This window comes from Thioclava atlantica (assembly GCF_000737065.1).
Classification (GTDB): Bacteria; Pseudomonadota; Alphaproteobacteria; order Rhodobacterales; family Rhodobacteraceae; genus Thioclava; species Thioclava atlantica.
Genome location: NZ_AQRC01000008.1, coordinates 69,043 through 85,236 on the forward strand (window position 1 = coordinate 69,043; position 16,194 = coordinate 85,236).

Genomic DNA, 16,194 nt, shown 5'->3' on the forward strand with positions numbered 1-16,194 from the left:
GGCATAACCCGGAACCGACTAACCGATTGTTAAGAGCCCTGCGGGAAAGTGGGCCCCGGACGTCCGGGCAGAATGCCTGAAGTCAGGAGGTGCGTCTTGCAACAGCTTTTCGGTGCCTGGCAGGCGCTCGACACGCGCAGGAAGCTGTCCGCGGTGGCGGCCGGTTTGGCGATGCTCGCGACGCTTCTCGCGATCTCGGCGATCGCGTCCAAGCCCGGGATGGCCCTGCTCTATGCGGGTCTAGAGGGCGCGGAATCGGGAGAGGTCATTGCGGCGCTCGAGCAGCGCGGCGCGCAATACGAGGCGCGCGGCACGTCGATCTATGTCGAGGCGGCGCAGCGCGACGCGCTGCGCATGACGCTCGCCTCCGAGGGGCTGCCCGCGACGGGCGCGGCGGGCTACGAGCTGCTCGATTCGCTCTCGGGTTTCGGGACGACATCGCAGATGTTCGATGCCGCCTACTGGCGCGCGAAGGAAGGGGAACTCGCGCGCACCATCGCGGCGGTGCCCGCGATTCGCGCGGCGCGGGTTCATATCGCGCATCCCGAGTCTCGTCCCTTCCGCTCCGATCTGCGGCCGACGGCCTCCGTCACCCTGACCGCCGCCTCGGGCGGGATCGGTGCGGCGCAGGCCAAGGCGGTGCGCTATCTCGTGGCCTCTGCGGTCACCGGAATGACGCCCGACGAGGTGTCGGTGATCGACACCGCCCGCGGGCTGGTTCCGCTGACGGGCCAGCCCGGGGCGGAAACCGCCGGGGAGGACCGCGCGAGCGCGCTCAAACGCAATGTGGAGCGCTTGCTCGAGGCCCGCGTCGGCCCCGGCAATGCGGTGGTCGAGCTTGCGCTCGAGACGGTCACCGAACGCGAGGCGATCACCGAGCGGCGCTTCGATCCCGACGGTCGCGTCGCGATCTCCACCGACACTCAGGAAAGTTCGAAGAAATCCGACGCAAGCGATCCGGCCGCGGTCACGGTCGCTTCCAACCTGCCGGAAAAGAACGGCGCCGATGGCGGCCGCTCGCAAAGCCAGACCAGCGAAACCCGCGCGCGCACCAATTTCGAGGTCTCCGAGACGCGGCGCGAAGTGGTCCGTACGCCGGGTGCGATCAAGCGTCTGAGCGTGGCGGTGCTGGTCGATGGCGTCACCGATCCCGGGTCGGATGGCACGACCAGCTGGCAGCCCCGCTCCGACGCGGAATTGGCCGACCTGCGCGAGCTGGTGGCCTCGGCGGTCGGTCTCGACGAGGGGCGGGGCGATGTCATCACCCTGCGCTCGATGCAGTTCGAGCCGTTGCCGGAGGCGGGGAGCGCGGCCGCCGGGGGGCTCCTGGGGGCGATGCCGCTCGATCTCACGCGGCTGATCCAAATCGCCGTGCTCGCCGTGGTCGCACTCGTGCTGGGCCTGTTCGTCCTGCGCCCGCTCCTGATGCAGCGTGGCCGGGCGCCGGGCGCAGACCTCTCGCCGCCCGCCCCTGAAGACGCCGCCACTCAGGCGCTGACCGGCGAGATCGACGACGGGGACCTGCCCGAGATGAACATGCAGGTCGTGTCGGATTTCGATATTGGCGATCTTCCGATGCAGATGGGGGGCGATTTCGATTTCGAACGTCCCGCCGATCCGGTCGAACGACTCAAGCGGATGATCGAGGCGCGGCAGGCGGAAACGGTCGAGATCCTGCGCAGCTGGATGGATGAGAGCGGGGAGAAGGCGCGATGAGCGGGCGGGTCAAACTCGAATCCTTCGAACCGCGCGAGGCCGAGCCAGCCGAGCTTGCGCTCGATCCGGCAGCCTTCGAGGAGGCCAAACTCGCGGCCTTCGAGACGGGCTACCAGGCCGGGTGGGATGACGCGGTCGCGGCCCAGAACGCCGAGACCGCGCGGCTCCACGCCGATCTCGGACAGAACCTGCAGGCGCTGAGCTTTACCCATCACGAGGCCCGCCAGCACATGCTCGACGCGCTGCGCCCCCTCCTGATCGAGATCTGCGAGAAACTTCTGCCGCAGGTGGCGCGCGACACCCTCGCGCCGCTCGTGGCCGAACAGCTCATGCCGCTGGCCGAGGAGCGGCTCTCCGCCCCGATCACCATCAGCGCGAGCCCCGTCGCGCTCGCCCAGGTCGAAGAACTGCTCACGCGCCAATGCGACCTGCCGCTCGCCTTCGTGTCCGAGCCCACCCTGGGTGAGGGTCAGGTCTATCTGCGCTTCGCCGAGGCCGAGACCCGTGTCGATCTCGATGCGGTGGTCGCCGCGATCTCGCAGGCGGTCCGGACCCATTTCCATTCCGATCCGGAGGAGGCACACGATGTCTGATCCCGCAACCGGGGCGGGGCCGAGCGCCAACCCCTTCACCCAGGTTCCGATCGAGATCACGATCTCGGTGGGGCGCGCGCGGCCGCTGGTGCGCGATCTGCTCCGGCTCCAGCGCGACGCGGTGCTGCCGCTCGACCGCCGCGTCGACGATCCGGTGGAGCTCTATGTGGGCGACAAGCTGATCGCGCGCGGCGAACTGACCGAGGTCGAAGGCGAGGAGGGCCAGCTGGCCGTCCGGCTGACCGAGGTGGCCGATCTGCAAAACGGGCTCTGAGGTGGTCCTCATTCGTCCCCATCGGCGCACGGTGCTCGTCTGTCTCGCGGCGTTAACCTTGACGCTCCCGGGGCTTCCCGCGGCGGCCCAGGAGATCACCCTCTCGCTCGGTGAGGGAGAGAGCCTCGCGAGCCGGTCGCTCCTGCTCATCGCCGCCGTCACGCTCCTGAGCCTCGCGCCGGGGCTCGCGATCATGGTGACGGCATTCCCCTTCATCGTCACCGTGCTGTCGATCCTGCGTCAGGCCCTCGGCCTCCAGCAATCGCCCCCCAACATGCTGATCGTCAGCCTCGCGCTGTTCCTGACATGGTTCATCATGGAGCCGGTCTTCCTCGAAAGCTGGCGCATTGCCGGCCAGCCCCTGATCGACGGCACGATCGACTGGCGGACCGCCTTCGAGACCGGCATCGCGCCGTTCCGCTCCTTCATGGCGAACCGGACGAACCCCGAGACCCTCGCCTCGTTGGCTACGCTGCGCGAGGGCGCGCCCTATCAGGGCACGCTCGCCGAGGCGCCGCTCTCGACGCTGGTGCCCTCCTTCATGCTCTCCGAGATCACCCGCGCCTTCCAGATCGGCTTTCTCGTCTATCTGCCCTTCCTCATCATCGACCTCGTCGTCTCGGCCGTGCTGATGTCGATGGGGATGATGATGGTCCCGCCCGCGGTCGTGGCGCTGCCCTTCAAGCTCGCCTTCTTCGTGGTCGCCGATGGCTGGGTGCTGCTCTCGGGGGCGCTCGTACGCAGTTATTTCTGACAGGCGCGGAAGGGGGATCCGGAAAAGCAAAAACCCGGGCCGAGGCCCGGGCTTTGGAAGGTGATGGTGAGCCGTGCAGGATTCGAACCTGCGACCCACTGATTAAAAGTCAGTTGCTCTACCAACTGAGCTAACGGCCCATCACAGGGCGCGTCTCTACAAACCCCCGACGGGGGGGTCAAGGCAAAAAATTCACAAAAATTGCGCATCTGGAAAAAACCCCGCCGCAGGCGTATATCGCGCGCCATGAATACCACGCGCCCAGATACCGGCCTGCCCTTCATGAAGATGCACGGGCTCGGCAACGACTTCGTCGTGATCGACGCCCGCGACGGCGCCGATCCGGTCACGCCTTCCCTCGCACGGGCGCTGGGCGATCGTCATCGTGGTGTGGGCTTCGACCAGCTCGCGGTGATCCGTCCCGCCGAAGCGGTTGATTTCACGCTCGATTTCTGGAATTCAGACGGAACCCGCGCAGGCGCCTGCGGCAACGCGACCCGCTGCGTGAGCGATTACATGATGCGCCAGCTCGGCCGCGACGGCGTGACGCTGCGCACCGAACGCGGGGCGCTTTCGGCGGTCCGGCGCGCGGATGGGCTGGTTTCGGTCAATATGGGCGCACCGATTCTCGAGCCCGCACAGATCCCGATCCTGCCCGGCACCGATCCCGCGCATCTGCCGCTTGGGGGCGATCCGATCGCGGTCGGCATGGGCAATCCGCATTGCGTCTTCTTCGTCGAGGATGCGGAAGCCGTCGAGGTGGAGGCGCACGGCCCGCTGATCGAGCATGATCCGCTCTTCCCCGAACGCACCAATGTCGAATTCGCCTCCCTGATCGGTCCGGACCATCTGCGCATGCGGGTCTGGGAGCGCGGCACCGGCATCACGCTGGCCTGCGGCTCGGGCACCTGCGCGACCGCGGTCGCCGCCAATCTGCGCGGCCTGACGGGCAAGCGCGTGCGCGTCGATGTCGATGGCGGGCAGCTCGAGATCGACTGGCGCGAGGACGGCGTCTGGATGACCGGCCCGACCGCGCATGTCTTCGACGCGACGCTCACCCCCGAATTTCTGGCCTCGCTATGAAACCGCCCGTTTTCTCGACCCTCGGCTGCCGCCTCAACGCCTATGAGACGGAGGCGATGAAGGAACTCGCCGAACAGGCGGGGCTGGAAGGCGCGGTCGTGGTCAATACCTGCGCGGTGACGGCCGAGGCCGTGCGCAAGGCCAAGCAGGAAATCCGCCGTCTGGCGCGCGAGAACCCCGACGCGCCGGTGATCGTGACGGGATGCGCGGCGCAGACCGAGCCCGAGACCTTCGCCGCGATGGCCGAGGTCACGAAGGTCATCGGCAATCACGAGAAGATGCAGGCCGAGACCTGGGCGCAGCTCGCGCCGCAAGGCCCCGATTTCATCGGCCAGACCGAGCGCGTCATGGTCGATGACATCATGTCGGTGAAGGAGACTGCCGGTCACCTGATCGACGGATTCGGCCGCCATCGCGCCTATGTGCAGGTGCAAAACGGCTGCGATCACCGCTGCACCTTCTGCATCATCCCCTATGGCCGGGGCAATTCGCGCTCGGTTCCCGCGGGCGTCGTGGTCGAGCAGATCAAGCGCCTCGTCGATCGCGGCTTCAACGAGGTGGTGCTGACCGGGGTGGACCTGACCTCCTGGGGCGCCGATCTGCCGGGAGAGCCGCGCCTGGGCGATCTGGTGATGCGGATCCTGAAACTGGTGCCGGACCTGCCGCGCCTGCGGATCTCCTCGATCGATTCGATCGAGGCGGACGAGAACCTGATGCTGGCGATCGCCACCGAGCCGCGCCTGATGCCGCATCTGCATCTGAGCCTTCAGGCGGGCGACGACATGATCCTCAAGCGGATGAAGCGCCGCCACCTGCGTGACGATGCGATCGCCTTCACCGAGGAAGCCCGCAAGCTGCGCCCCGGCATCGTCTTCGGCGCCGATATCATCGCGGGCTTCCCGACCGAAACCGAGGAGATGTTCGAAAACTCCCTGCGGCTCGTGGACGATTGCGGGCTGACCTTCCTGCATGTCTTCCCCTATTCCGCGCGCAAGGGCACGCCCGCGGCCCGCATGCCCGCGGTGAAAGGCCCGGTGATCAAGGATCGCGCTGCGCGGCTGCGCGCCAAGGGTCAAGCCGCGCTCGAAGCGCATCTCGATGCGCAGGTCGGCACCGAACAGATCGTGCTGACCGAGACCCCGCGCGTGGCGCGCACCGAAGGGTTCGCCGAGGTCGCTTTCGAGAGCGACCAGCCCGAGGGCAGCCTGATGCGGGTGCGCATCACGGGCCATGACGGGGCGCGGCTTCTGGCCGGGTGAGGCGCGCCGCCCATCGGTCGCCCGATGGCGGCAATTCACCGCCAAGGAGGGGGCGCTGCCCCCGTCCGCGTGCCGCGGCCTCCCCCGGGGTATTTTCGTCCAGGTGAAGAGGGGCTTTCGTTTTCGGCCCCCTGCGCTAGCTTGTCCCCCATGTTGCGGATCAACGATCATATCGCGATTGCGGATTGGGAGCTCACCGAGAGCTTCACCCGGGCGCAGGGCCCGGGCGGGCAGAATGTGAACAAGGTCTCGACCGCGGTTGAGCTGCGCTTCGAGGCCGAACGCTCTCCCCATCTGCCGGCACCGGTGAAGGCGCGGCTCAAGCGGATCGCCGGGCGCAAATGGACCACGGACGGGGCGATCGTGCTGCAGGTGCAGGATACCCGCAGCCAGGCGCGCAACCGCGAGATCGCGCGCGAGCGGCTCGCCGAGATGATCCGCAAGGCGCTCGAGAAGCCCAAGCGCCGGATCCCCACGAAACCCACCAAGGGCAGCCAGCGCCGCCGGCTCAAGGCCAAGACGGTCCGGGGCGAGGTGAAGGCGTTGCGCGGAAAGGTCCCGGATGGCGAATGACGCTCTGATCGCGCGGCGCGAGCGGCTCCTGGGGCCGAACGTGCCGACCTTCTACGCGCGCCCGGTGCATATCACGCGGGGGCGGGGCGCCTCTCTGTGGGATGCCGACGGCACGCGTTATCTCGACGCTTACAACAACGTCGCGCATTGCGGCCACGGCCATCCGCGCATCGTCGCGGCGATCTGCGAGCAGGCGGCACGGCTCAATACCCATACGCGCTATCTGCATGAAGGCATTCTCGACTATGCCGAGGCGCTTCTGGCCCGGATCGGCTGGCCGGGACAGCTCTTGATGACCTGTACCGGCTCGGAAGCCAATGACGTCGCCCTGAGAATGGCGCAGGCGGTCACCGGCAAGCGCGGCTTCATCGCCACCGACAACACCTATCACGGCAACACGACCGCCGTGGCGCATCTCTCGACACGCCGCCCGCCGATCGGCGGCTGGCCCGAGCATATCCGCCGCGTGCCCGCGCCCGACAGCCTGACGCCTTTGGGCGGATCGCGCGCGGTGCAGCCCGAGGCCTTCGCCGCCAATATCGCCCGCGCGATCGACGAGCTGGAGCGAAGCGGCCACGGCTTTGCGGGATTCATGCTCTGCCCGATCTTCGCCAATGAGGGGATGCCCGGTGTCGCGCCCGGTTTCCTCGATCCGAGCGTCGAGGTGATCCGCCGCGCGGGCGGGCTGATCCTGTGCGACGAGGTCCAGCCCGGTTTCGGCCGGGTGGGGGCGCATTTCTGGGGCCATGAATGGCTCGGTTTCCAGCCTGACGTCATCACGATGGGCAAGCCGATGGGCAATGGCCACCCCGTCGCGGGGCTGGTGGCGAAGCCGGAGGTGATGGCCGCCTTCCGCGAGGCCTTCGGCTATTTCAACACGTTCGGCGGCAATCCGGTCTCGGTCGCCGCCGCGATGGAAGTTCTGCGGGTGATCGAGGAGGAGGGGCTGCAGGCGAATGCGGCCGAGGTGGGGGCCTATCTGCTCGGGGCGCTGCGCCAGATCGACCATCCGCTGATCGTCGAGACGCGCGGGCTGGGGCTCTTTCTCGGGATCGAACTGGCGCGCGAGGGCGAACCGGCGGGCGAGGAGGCCGGCCGCATCGTCGAGGCGATGCGCGAGCGCCATGTGCTGATGGGGCGCGTCGGCCGGGCCCAGCACATCCTCAAGATCCGCCCGCCGATGGTGTTCTCGCGCGCCGATGCCGACGAGCTGGTGGGCAAGCTGGCGGAGTGTTTCGCGGAGATCGCGCCATGACCTCCGAGGCGAAGGCCCATGCGATGGCGCAGACGGCGCTCTATTCCTGGGGGCAGGCGGTCGCGCCGCCAAGGCTGGTGAAGAATCGCGAGAATATCGTCTTCGAGGCGCATCTGAAGGATGGCCGCCATGTCGCGCTGCGCCTTCACCGCCCCGGCTATCAGGGCCGGGCCGGGATCGAGGCGGAGCTGCGCTGGTGCGCGGCGCTCAGCCGGCAGGGCCTGCCGGTGACGCGCCCGGTGCCGGCGACGAATGGTGCATTGACGGGCAGTGTGGCGAACCGGGTGACCTCCTGCGTCGAATGGTTCGCGGGTGAACCGGTCGGCGCGGGCGACCTCCCGCTTGGCCCCGACGTCGCCCATGTGCGCGCCGAGGCGGCAGAGCTCGGGGCGCTGATCGCGCGCTTCCACGCGTGCTGCGACGCCGATCCGCCGCGCGGTTTCACCCGCCATGCCTGGGATGCGGAGGGGTTTCTGGGCGAGCGCCCGCTCTGGGGCCGGTTCTGGGAGCATCCGCTGCTCGCCCCCGACGAGGCGGCGGTTCTGACACAGGCGCGCGCGCTGGCCCGCGAGAGGCTGGCGCAGGCCGAGGATTTCGGCCCGATCCATGCCGATCTTCTGCGCGAAAACGTCCTGCGCGGCCCGTCCGGCCTCGCGCTCATCGACTTCGACGATGGCGGCCCGGGCTGGCGGCTCTATGATCTGGCCACTGCGCTCGTGCAGGGCTGGGGCGACCCGCTCTGGGGCGCGCAGGCGCAGGGGCTCGTGGCGGGCTATCGCGCAACACGTCCGCTCGCGCCCGATCAGGTGGCATTGCTGCCGCTTTTCGTCGCACTACGTTCTTTCGCATCCGCTGGCTGGATCGTGACCCGCGCCGAGGCTTCCGATCCGCGTCAAAGGCTCTATCTCGAACGCGCGCTCGATCTCGCGCGCCACCTGATCGCCCGAACCGTGCCCTGGAAAGAGGACGAATGAAGCAAGACAGACCCGCCGAGAAAGGTCATATCGGAGACCGCCCCGTCTCGCTGCAGGTAGGAGCGCTCTGCCTGCGCCTGCGCGACGGCAAGACGCAGGTCCTGCTGATCACCTCGCGCGATACCGGGCGGTGGGTGATTCCGAAGGGCTGGCCGATGCGCGGGCGCTCGCTGTCCGGGGCGGCACGGCAGGAGGCCTGGGAAGAGGCGGGCGTGAAGGGGAAGATCGCCAAGGAGCCGATCGGCGAGTTCCATTACGACAAGATCCTCGATGACGGCAGCGCAGCGCCGATCGATGTCGTCGTCTTCCCGCTGCGCGTCGAACAGCTCGAAAAGGCCTTTCCCGAGGCGCATCAGCGCAAGCGAAAGTGGTTCTCGCCCAAATCCGCGGCGAAGAACGTCCATGAGGAAGGGTTGCAGCAGATCCTGCGCGACCTGTGACGCGGCTCAGACGATGACCTCGATCGCCTCCTGCGCGCCGACCTCGAAGACCCGCTTGTAGCGTTCGATCTCCTCGGCCGGGCCCATCGCCTTTTCCGGATTGTCCGACAATTTCACCGTCGGGCGACCATCGGCCTCCACCGCCTTGCACACGAGCGAGAACGGCGCGAGCCCGTCTCCCTCGACCAGACCGCGGAAATCGTTGGTCAGCAGCGTGCCCCAGCCGAAACCGACCTTCACCCGATCGGCGAATTGCCCGTGCAGTTCGCGCATCTTGTCGACCGTCAGCCCGTCGGAGAAGATCACCAGCTTCTGGCGCGGGTCCTCGCCGCGCGATATCCACCAGTCGATCGCGATCTCCGCCCCTGCCGCCGGGTCGCCCGAATCGATGCGGATGCCGGTCCAGCCCGCCAGCCAGTCGGGCGCATGCTCGAGAAACCCTTCCGTGCCGTAGGTGTCGGGCAGGATGATGCGCAGATTTCCGTCATGCTCCTCGTGCCAGTCGGCGAGCACCTTGTAGGGCGCCTGCCGCAATTCCGCGTCGGTGCCGGCGAGCGCCGCATAGACCATCGGCAGCTCATGGGCATTCGTGCCCACCGCCTCGATATCGCGCCGCATCGCGATCAGACAGTTCGACGTGCCGGTGAAGGCCCCGCCCTGCGCCACGTCGCCCAGGCCTTCCAGCATCGCCTGCACGCACCAGTCCTGCCAGAGGAAGGAATGGCGCCGCCGGGTGCCGAAATCCGCGACCCGCAGGCCCGGCAATTCGCGCAGCGCCTCGATCTTCTCCCAGACCTTCGTCATCGCGCGCGCATAGAGCACCTGCAATTCGAACCGGCCCATGCGATTGAGCACCGAGCGGCTGCGCAGCTCCATCAGGATGGCGAGCGCCGGGATCTCCCAGAGCATCACCTCGTGCCACTTTCCCTCGAAGGTCAGCTCGTATTGGCCGTCGCGCTTCTCGAGGTGATAGGGCGGCAACTGGTAGCCCTCGAACCACTCCATGAAATCCGGGCGGAACATCTGCCGCTTGCCGTAGAAGGTATTCCCGCGCAGCCAGGTGCTTTCGCCGCGGGTCAGCTTCAGGCTGCGCGCGTAATCGAGCTGCTCGCGCAACTCCCCCTCGTCGATCAGATCCGCCAGCCGTACCGATTTGCTCCGGTTGATCAGCGAAAACTTCACCGTCGTATCCGGCTTGTTGCGGAAAATCGACTGGCACATCAACAGCTTGTAGAAATCCGTGTCGATGAGAGAGCGGATGATCGGGTCGATCTTCCACTTGTGGTTATAGACGCGCGTGGCGATGTCGACCATCTCAGGCCTCCAGCCTGACGCCGGCCGCGCGCATCTGCTCATGCGCCGCCGACAGCGAGCCCTCGAGGTCGATCGCCCGGCACGCGCCCTCCAGAACCGTCGCGCGGAAGCCCAGCTTCGCCGCATCGAGCGCCGACCAGGCGACGCAGAAATCCGTGGCGAGGCCTGCGAAACTCAGCTCCTCGATCCCGCGTTCGCGCAAATATCCCGCAAGGCCGGTCGCCGTCTTGTGGTCATTCTCGAAAAACGCCGAATAGCTGTCCACACCCGCGCGGAACCCCTTGCGCAGGATCAGCTGCGCGCGCTCCACGGCCAGGTCGGGATGGAACTCCGCCCCGTCGCTCCCCTGCACGCAATGATCGGGCCAGAGCGTCTGCAGCCCATAGTCCATGTGCACCTGCGTGAAGGGGGCTGCGCCCTCGTGCTGGCTCGCGAAGGAGGAATGATCAGCCGGGTGCCAGTCCTGGGTCAGTACGACCGTGTCGAACCGGGTCATCAACGCGTTCACGCGCGGCACGATCTCGTCCCCGCCCGCCACGGCCAGCGCGCCGCCGGGGCAGAAGTCGTTCTGCATGTCGATCACGATCAGGGCTTTGCTCATCTCTTCACCTCCCGCCGGGTTTTCTCATGGGTAGGACGCGGACCCCGTCTGGTCAACGTCCACATGCCGCGTCTGCGGGCCGCAGCCCCCTTGCCAGAGCGGGGTCTGCGGCGCTAATGGCTCCCCATGTTCACCGTGGCCGCCCTCTACCATTTCACCCGCTTCGACGATCCCGCCGCGCTGCGCGCGCCGCTCGCCGATCTGTGCGAAGGGGAGGGCGTGAAAGGATCTCTGCTCATCGCGCGCGAGGGCATCAACGGCACCATCGCCGGTCCGCGCGCAGGCATCGACGCGGTGCTCGCCCATATCCGTGCGCTTCCCGGCTGCGCCGATCTGGACTGGAAGGAAAGCGCCGCCGCCGAGATTCCCTTCGGCAAGATGAAGGTGCGGCTCAAGCGCGAGATCGTCACGATGGGCCAGCCCGATGTCGATCCGCGCGCCCGCGTGGGTCATTATGTCGAGCCGAAGGACTGGAACGCGCTGATCTCCGCGCCCGATACGGTCGTGATCGACACGCGCAACGATTACGAGGTCGAGATCGGCACCTTCGAAGGCGCGATCGACCCCGGCACCAAATCGTTCCGCGAATTCCCGCAATGGTGGCGCGACAATGCGTATCGCTTCCACAACAAGCGCGTTGCGATGTTCTGCACCGGCGGCATCCGCTGCGAGAAATCGACGAATTTCCTGCTCGCCGAGGGCGTGCCCGAGGTCTATCACCTCAAGGGCGGGATCCTGAAATATCTCGAGGAAATGCCCGAAGAGGGCTCGCTGTGGCACGGCGACTGCTTCGTCTTCGACAGCCGGGTGAGCCTGCGCCACGGGCTGGTCGAGGGCGATTACGACAGCTGCCACGCCTGCCGCCGCCCCGTATCGGCCCACGACAAGAGCCATCCCGATTACGAGCAGGGCGTGTCCTGCCATCGCTGCATCGGGGAGTATTCAGAGGCGGATCGCGCACGTTTCCGCGAGCGCGAACGCCAGATGCGCCTCGCCGCCGACCGCGGAGAGGCGCATCTCGGGCGCGATCAGTCCTGAGCGCAGGTCTGGGTCAGGGCATTGCAGCCCTGCGTGACGACCGGGGCATTGGTGCCCGGAAAGTCGAGCCGCGGAAGCGAGAAATCCCCGACACCGGCAGACGCGGCGCTGGCGCCGACCAGGCTCAGGGCAAGGGCATAAGCGAGACGTTTCATGGCGAATCTCCATTCTGAACCATTCTGTTCAGTCACCAATATGAACCTAACGGTTCAGTTTTCAACAGGAAATGAACTGATCGGTTCGAAAGTCTGCATTGCATCGGTTGCAAAGCTCGCTATTTTGGAATCGTTCTAAAAAGAGGGCCTCCCCATGATCCCCGGACTTGCCTCCCGCAGACGGTTCGACGACCTGAGCGAACAGGAAGTGCTCGCGCTCGCGATCTCCTCGGAAGAGGACGACGCGCGCATCTACCGCCAATATGCGGCGCATCTGCGCAAGGATTTCCCCGCCTCGGCGAAGATCTTCGACGGCATGGCCGCCGAGGAGGACGAGCATCGCCGCCGCCTGATCAAGCGCCATACCGCGCGTTTCGGCGAGGTGATCCCGCTCATTCGCCGCGAACATGTCGCCGGCTTCTACGCCCGCAAGCCGATCTGGCTGGCCAGGAATCTCTCGCTCGAGACGATCCGCGGCGAGGCCGAGGCGATGGAGCGCGAGGCGGGCAAGTTCTACACCCTCGCCGCCCAGCGCAGCACCGACGCGAACACGCGCGAGCTGCTGGGCGATCTCGCCGCCGCCGAGCTCGGCCATGAACGCAAGGCGGGCGAGCTTACCGAGACCCATCTGGGCGTGGACGAGAAGGCCGAGGAGGATCGCGCCGCGCATCGCCAGTTCGTCCTGACCTGGGTGCAGCCGGGCCTCGCCGGGCTGATGGACGGTTCGGTCTCGACCCTCGCGCCGATCTTCGCCACCGCCTTCGCCACGCATGACCCGCATACCACGCTGCTCGTGGGCCTCGCCGCCTCGGTCGGCGCGGGCATCTCGATGGGCTTCACCGAGGCCGCCCATGACGACGGCGTCATCTCGGGACGCGGATCGCCGCTCAAGCGCGGCCTCGCCTCGGGCATCATGACCGCGATCGGCGGCCTGGGCCACGCGCTGCCCTATCTGATCCCCGATTTCTGGACCGCGACGACGATCGCCTTCGTCGTCGTCTTCCTCGAACTCTGGGCGATCACCTGGATCCAGAACCGGTTCATGGAGACCCCGTTCCTGCGCGCGGCCTTCCAGGTCGTGCTCGGCGGCGCGCTTGTCTTCGCGGCCGGTGTGCTGATCGGCGGCGGCTGAGCCCGCCGGGGCGCCCGTGGCCGTTCCGGGCCGCTCCGCGGGGGATATTTGAAGCATTTGGAAGGGGCGCGCGGCTCTCCTTCCAAATGCCTGCAAATATCCCCGCCGGAGGCTCCCGCAGTCTCCGCCCGCGCGGACCCTTTCATTCCCTCTCTGGCGCTCTGCGCACGCCCATGCTAGCGCTTGAGCCATGCTCGCGATCTTCCTCAAGACCCTGCCTTTCTTCGCGCTGATCGGCCTTGGCTGGTTCGCCGGGAAGACTCGCTTCTTCACCGCCGAGGCCACTGCCTGGCTGACGAAATTCGTCTTCTATTTCGCGCTCTCGGCGATGCTGTTCCGGTTCTCGGCCAATCTCAAACTGGCCGAGCTCTATGATCCGAATTTCGTGCTCGCCTATCTGAGCGGCTCCTTCGCGGTCTGGCTGATCAGCTTCGGCGTCGCCAAGGCGCGCGGGCTGCCCACCTCGCTCGCCGCGATGGAGAGCCACACCTCGATGACCGGAAATACCGGCTTTCTGGGCGTGCCGATGCTGGTCGTGCTGCTCGGGCCGGCCGCCGTGGGGCCGGTGCTGATGGTGCTTGCCTGCGACCTGATCGTGTTCTCCTCGCTGATCACGATCATCATCACCGCCGCGCGCCACGGCAAGGTCTCGCTGGGCTCGATCGCGCTTGGCCTGGTGAAGAACCCGATGATCGTGTCGATGGGGGCGGGGCTGATCTGGGCCGGGCTGAAACTGCCGATGCCGGCTCCGCTCGAGGATTTCATGTCGATCCTGGGCGCGGCGGCGACGCCGGGCGCGCTCTTCGCGATCGGCGCCTCGCTCGCCACCAAATCGGCCGAGCGGCCCGCGCCCGCGGTCTGGCTCTCCTTCGGCAAGCTCTTCCTGCATCCCGGGGCGATCGCGATCACCGCGCTGATGATCTTCCATGTCGAGCCCTTCGCCGCGGGCGTGATGATCGCGGCGGCCTCGCTTCCGGTCGCGGGCAATGTCTATATTCTGGCGCAGCATTACGGGGTCGCGCCGCAGCGCGTCTCGGCTGCGATCCTCGTCTCGACCGCCGTGTCGATCCTCACGGTCCCGGCGGTCATCCATTGGGTGAACGGATAGGAGAACACCATGCGGACGATCTCGGAAAATCGCTGTTTCGAAGGCGTGCAAGGCGTCTATGCGCACGACTCGCACGCCACCAATTGTGAGATGACCTTCGGCCTGTTCCTGCCGCGCGAAGCCGAGGACGGCCCGGTGCCGGTGCTGTGGTATCTCTCGGGGCTCACCTGCACCCATGAGAACGCGATGATCAAGGCGGGCGCGCAGGCCTTCGCAGCCGAGCACGGGATCGCGCTGGTCTTCCCCGATACCTCGCCGCGCGGCGAGGGCGTGGCCGATCACGAGGATTACGATCTGGGCCAGGGCGCGGGCTTCTACGTCAACGCGACGCAAGCACCCTGGGCGCCGCATTTCCGGATGTGGGACTATGTCGCCGAGGAGCTTCCGAACGCGATCGACGCCGCCTTCCCGATCGACCCCGAGCGCCAGGCGATCACCGGCCATTCGATGGGCGGCCACGGGGCGCTGACGCTGGCGATGGGCCAGCCCGGGCGCTTCCGCTCGGTCTCGGCCTTCGCGCCGATCGCCAACCCGGTGGCGAGCGACTGGGGCCGCAAGCAGTTCGGCGCCTATCTCGGGAGCGACGAGAGCCTCTGGACCCCGCATGACGCAACCCATCTGATGCGCGATCAGGGCTTCGACGGCGAGGTGCTGATCGATCAGGGCGCCAGCGACCAGTTCCTCGACCTGCTGCGCCCCGAGGCGCTCGCGCAGGCGATGGCGGCGCGGCGTCAGGCCGGGACCTTCCGGATGCAGAAGGGCTACGATCACAGCTATTTCTTCGTCTCGACCTTCATTCCCGACCATATCGAGTTCCACGCCGAGGCGCTCTGGGCGTGATCTGGGTCGATGCCGATGCCTGTCCGGTGAAGGCCGAGGCCGAGCGGGTCGCGACCCGGCTCGGCGTCAAGCTGGCGCTGGTCTCGAACGGGGGGCTGCGGCCCTCGCCCAACCCCCTGGTCGAGATGGTCTATGTCGATCAGGGGCCGGACGAGGCCGACAAATATATCGCCGAGCGGGCAGGGCGCGGCGACGTGGTGATCACCAATGACATCCCGCTCGCGGCGAAATGCGTCGAGGCGGGCGCGCGGGTGCTGCGCCCCGATGGCGAGCCCCTGACGCCCGCCAATATCGGCAATGTTCTCGCCACCCGGGACCTGATGGCGGATCTGCGCTCGGCCGATCCGTTCCGGCAGGGTGGCGGCAAACCTTTTTCAAAAGCGGACCGGGCGCGGTTTTCCGATGCGCTCGACCGGATCGCGCGGGCGGCGCAAAAGGAGATTTGAGACATGGTCGAGGCGGTGATTTTCGATATCGGCAACGTGCTGATCGAGTGGCAGCCCGAGCGGCATTACGACACGCTGATGTCGCGCGAGGAGCGCGAGGCGATGTTCGCCGAGGTCGATCTGCACGGCATGAACGACCTCATCGACCGCGGCGCCCCGTTTCGCGACACGATCTACGACTGGGCCGAGCGCTACCCGAAATGGCGCGACCAGATCCGGCTCTGGCACGATGACTGGATCAAGATGGCCTCGCCCGGGATCGACCGCTCGCAGCGGCTGATGAAGGCCTTGCAGGCGCGCGGCGTGCCGGTCTTCTCGCTGACGAATTTCGGGATCGGCAGCTACGATTACGCGACCGAATTCTATCCCTTCCTGCGCGACTTCGACCGCGATTTCATCTCGGGCCACATGGGGGTCACGAAACCCGATCCGAAGATCTACCAGATGGTCGAGGCGACGAGCGGGCTTTCGGGCGCGCAGCTGCTCTTCACCGACGACCGCGACGACAATATCGCGACCGCCCATACCTTCGGCTGGAAGACGCATCATTTCGACGGGCCCGAGGGCTGGGCACGGCGGTTGATCGAGGAAGGGCTGCTGAGCGAGGCCGAGGCCGCATAAGCCCGACTTATTCGCGGC

19 protein-coding genes and 1 tRNA gene are annotated in these 16,194 nt (G+C 67.1%); 16 read left to right on the forward strand and 4 right to left on the reverse strand.

Features of this window, described 5'->3' with window-relative positions; all coding sequences use genetic code 11:
• Window positions 1–72 precede the first annotated feature (72 nt).
• The 4 genes from fliF to fliP are packed head-to-tail and all read left to right on the forward strand — an operon-like array spanning window position 73 to window position 3,337.
• Window positions 73–1,716: a flagellar basal-body MS-ring/collar protein FliF gene (fliF, locus tag DW2_RS11105; protein WP_038146481.1), complete on the forward strand. Its 1,644-nt coding sequence runs from the start codon at window positions 73–75 to the stop codon at window positions 1,714–1,716.
• Window positions 1,713–2,309: a FliH/SctL family protein gene (locus tag DW2_RS11110; RefSeq protein ID WP_038146483.1), complete on the forward strand. Its 597-nt coding sequence runs from the start codon at window positions 1,713–1,715 to the stop codon at window positions 2,307–2,309. Before fliF ends, DW2_RS11110 begins: the two co-directional genes overlap by 4 nt.
• Window positions 2,302–2,583 (forward strand): FliM/FliN family flagellar motor switch protein, encoded by a 282-nt coding sequence (locus DW2_RS11115; RefSeq protein ID WP_038146486.1) that lies wholly within the window; start codon window positions 2,302–2,304, stop codon window positions 2,581–2,583. The genes DW2_RS11110 and DW2_RS11115 overlap by 8 nt, the downstream gene beginning before the upstream one ends.
• Window positions 2,584–2,641: 58 nt before the next feature.
• Entirely contained in the window at window positions 2,642–3,337 is a 696-nt protein-coding gene (fliP, locus tag DW2_RS11120; RefSeq protein ID WP_238321313.1) for a flagellar type III secretion system pore protein FliP, read from the forward strand.
• A 64-nt stretch (window positions 3,338–3,401) separates the two neighbouring features.
• Here fliP and DW2_RS11125 read toward each other — a convergent pair.
• A tRNA-Lys gene (locus tag DW2_RS11125) sits at window positions 3,402–3,477 on the reverse strand.
• A gap of 106 nt (window positions 3,478–3,583) precedes the next feature.
• Between DW2_RS11125 and dapF the strand changes: the two genes are divergently transcribed.
• The 6 genes from dapF (at window position 3,584) to DW2_RS11155 (ending at window position 8,921) form a co-directional block, all read left to right on the forward strand.
• Entirely contained in the window at window positions 3,584–4,420 is an 837-nt protein-coding gene (gene dapF, locus DW2_RS11130; RefSeq protein ID WP_038146490.1) for a diaminopimelate epimerase, read from the forward strand.
• On the forward strand, window positions 4,417–5,679 hold the full coding sequence (mtaB, locus tag DW2_RS11135; RefSeq protein ID WP_038146493.1) for a tRNA (N(6)-L-threonylcarbamoyladenosine(37)-C(2))-methylthiotransferase MtaB: 1,263 nt from the start codon (window positions 4,417–4,419) through the stop codon (window positions 5,677–5,679). Before dapF ends, mtaB begins: the two co-directional genes overlap by 4 nt.
• Before the next feature lie 150 nt (window positions 5,680–5,829).
• On the forward strand, window positions 5,830–6,252 hold the full coding sequence (arfB, locus tag DW2_RS11140) for an alternative ribosome rescue aminoacyl-tRNA hydrolase ArfB (protein ID WP_038146497.1): 423 nt from the start codon (window positions 5,830–5,832) through the stop codon (window positions 6,250–6,252).
• On the forward strand, window positions 6,242–7,507 hold the full coding sequence (locus DW2_RS11145) for an aspartate aminotransferase family protein (RefSeq protein WP_038146498.1): 1,266 nt from the start codon (window positions 6,242–6,244) through the stop codon (window positions 7,505–7,507). Before arfB ends, DW2_RS11145 begins: the two co-directional genes overlap by 11 nt.
• Window positions 7,504–8,481, forward strand: coding sequence for a phosphotransferase enzyme family protein (locus DW2_RS11150; protein WP_038146499.1), 978 nt, complete (start codon window positions 7,504–7,506; stop codon window positions 8,479–8,481). Before DW2_RS11145 ends, DW2_RS11150 begins: the two co-directional genes overlap by 4 nt.
• The gene (locus DW2_RS11155; protein ID WP_038146500.1) at window positions 8,478–8,921 is read left to right on the forward strand and encodes an NUDIX hydrolase; all 444 of its coding nucleotides are present in this window, start codon (window positions 8,478–8,480) and stop codon (window positions 8,919–8,921) included. Before DW2_RS11150 ends, DW2_RS11155 begins: the two co-directional genes overlap by 4 nt.
• Window positions 8,922–8,927: 6 nt before the next feature.
• Here the strand turns inward: DW2_RS11155 and pncB are convergent, their stop codons facing one another.
• Both pncB and pncA read right to left on the reverse strand, forming a co-directional pair.
• Window positions 8,928–10,235, reverse strand: coding sequence for a nicotinate phosphoribosyltransferase (pncB, locus tag DW2_RS11160; RefSeq protein WP_038146501.1), 1,308 nt, complete (start codon window positions 10,233–10,235; stop codon window positions 8,928–8,930).
• A 1-nt stretch (window position 10,236) separates the two neighbouring features.
• The gene (gene pncA, locus DW2_RS11165; RefSeq protein ID WP_038146502.1) at window positions 10,237–10,836 is read right to left on the reverse strand and encodes a bifunctional nicotinamidase/pyrazinamidase; all 600 of its coding nucleotides are present in this window, start codon (window positions 10,834–10,836) and stop codon (window positions 10,237–10,239) included.
• Between the two features lie 126 nt (window positions 10,837–10,962).
• Between pncA and trhO the strand changes: the two genes are divergently transcribed.
• A complete protein-coding gene (gene trhO / locus DW2_RS11170; protein ID WP_038146503.1) occupies window positions 10,963–11,874 on the forward strand; it encodes an oxygen-dependent tRNA uridine(34) hydroxylase TrhO in 912 nt (303 codons plus the stop codon).
• On the opposite strand, the gene DW2_RS19770 is transcribed toward trhO, so the two are convergent.
• Complete coding sequence (locus tag DW2_RS19770) at window positions 11,865–12,029, reverse strand: hypothetical protein (RefSeq protein WP_156102951.1); 165 nt, start codon at window positions 12,027–12,029, stop codon at window positions 11,865–11,867. The genes trhO and DW2_RS19770 overlap by 10 nt on opposite strands.
• Before the next feature lie 154 nt (window positions 12,030–12,183).
• On the opposite strand from DW2_RS19770, the gene mbfA reads away from it, so the two are divergent.
• From mbfA to DW2_RS11195, 5 genes are all read left to right on the forward strand, one after another.
• Entirely contained in the window at window positions 12,184–13,161 is a 978-nt protein-coding gene (gene mbfA / locus DW2_RS11175) for an iron exporter MbfA (protein WP_038146505.1), read from the forward strand.
• A 190-nt stretch (window positions 13,162–13,351) separates the two neighbouring features.
• Entirely contained in the window at window positions 13,352–14,269 is a 918-nt protein-coding gene (locus DW2_RS11180) for an AEC family transporter (RefSeq protein ID WP_038146506.1), read from the forward strand.
• A 9-nt stretch (window positions 14,270–14,278) separates the two neighbouring features.
• Window positions 14,279–15,109 (forward strand): S-formylglutathione hydrolase, encoded by an 831-nt coding sequence (gene fghA / locus DW2_RS11185; RefSeq protein WP_038146507.1) that lies wholly within the window; start codon window positions 14,279–14,281, stop codon window positions 15,107–15,109.
• The gene (locus DW2_RS11190) at window positions 15,106–15,555 is read left to right on the forward strand and encodes a YaiI/YqxD family protein (RefSeq protein ID WP_038146508.1); all 450 of its coding nucleotides are present in this window, start codon (window positions 15,106–15,108) and stop codon (window positions 15,553–15,555) included. The genes fghA and DW2_RS11190 overlap by 4 nt, the downstream gene beginning before the upstream one ends.
• A gap of 3 nt (window positions 15,556–15,558) precedes the next feature.
• Window positions 15,559–16,176 (forward strand): HAD-IA family hydrolase, encoded by a 618-nt coding sequence (locus DW2_RS11195; RefSeq protein ID WP_038146510.1) that lies wholly within the window; start codon window positions 15,559–15,561, stop codon window positions 16,174–16,176.
• The last annotated feature ends 18 nt before the right edge of the window (window positions 16,177–16,194 follow it).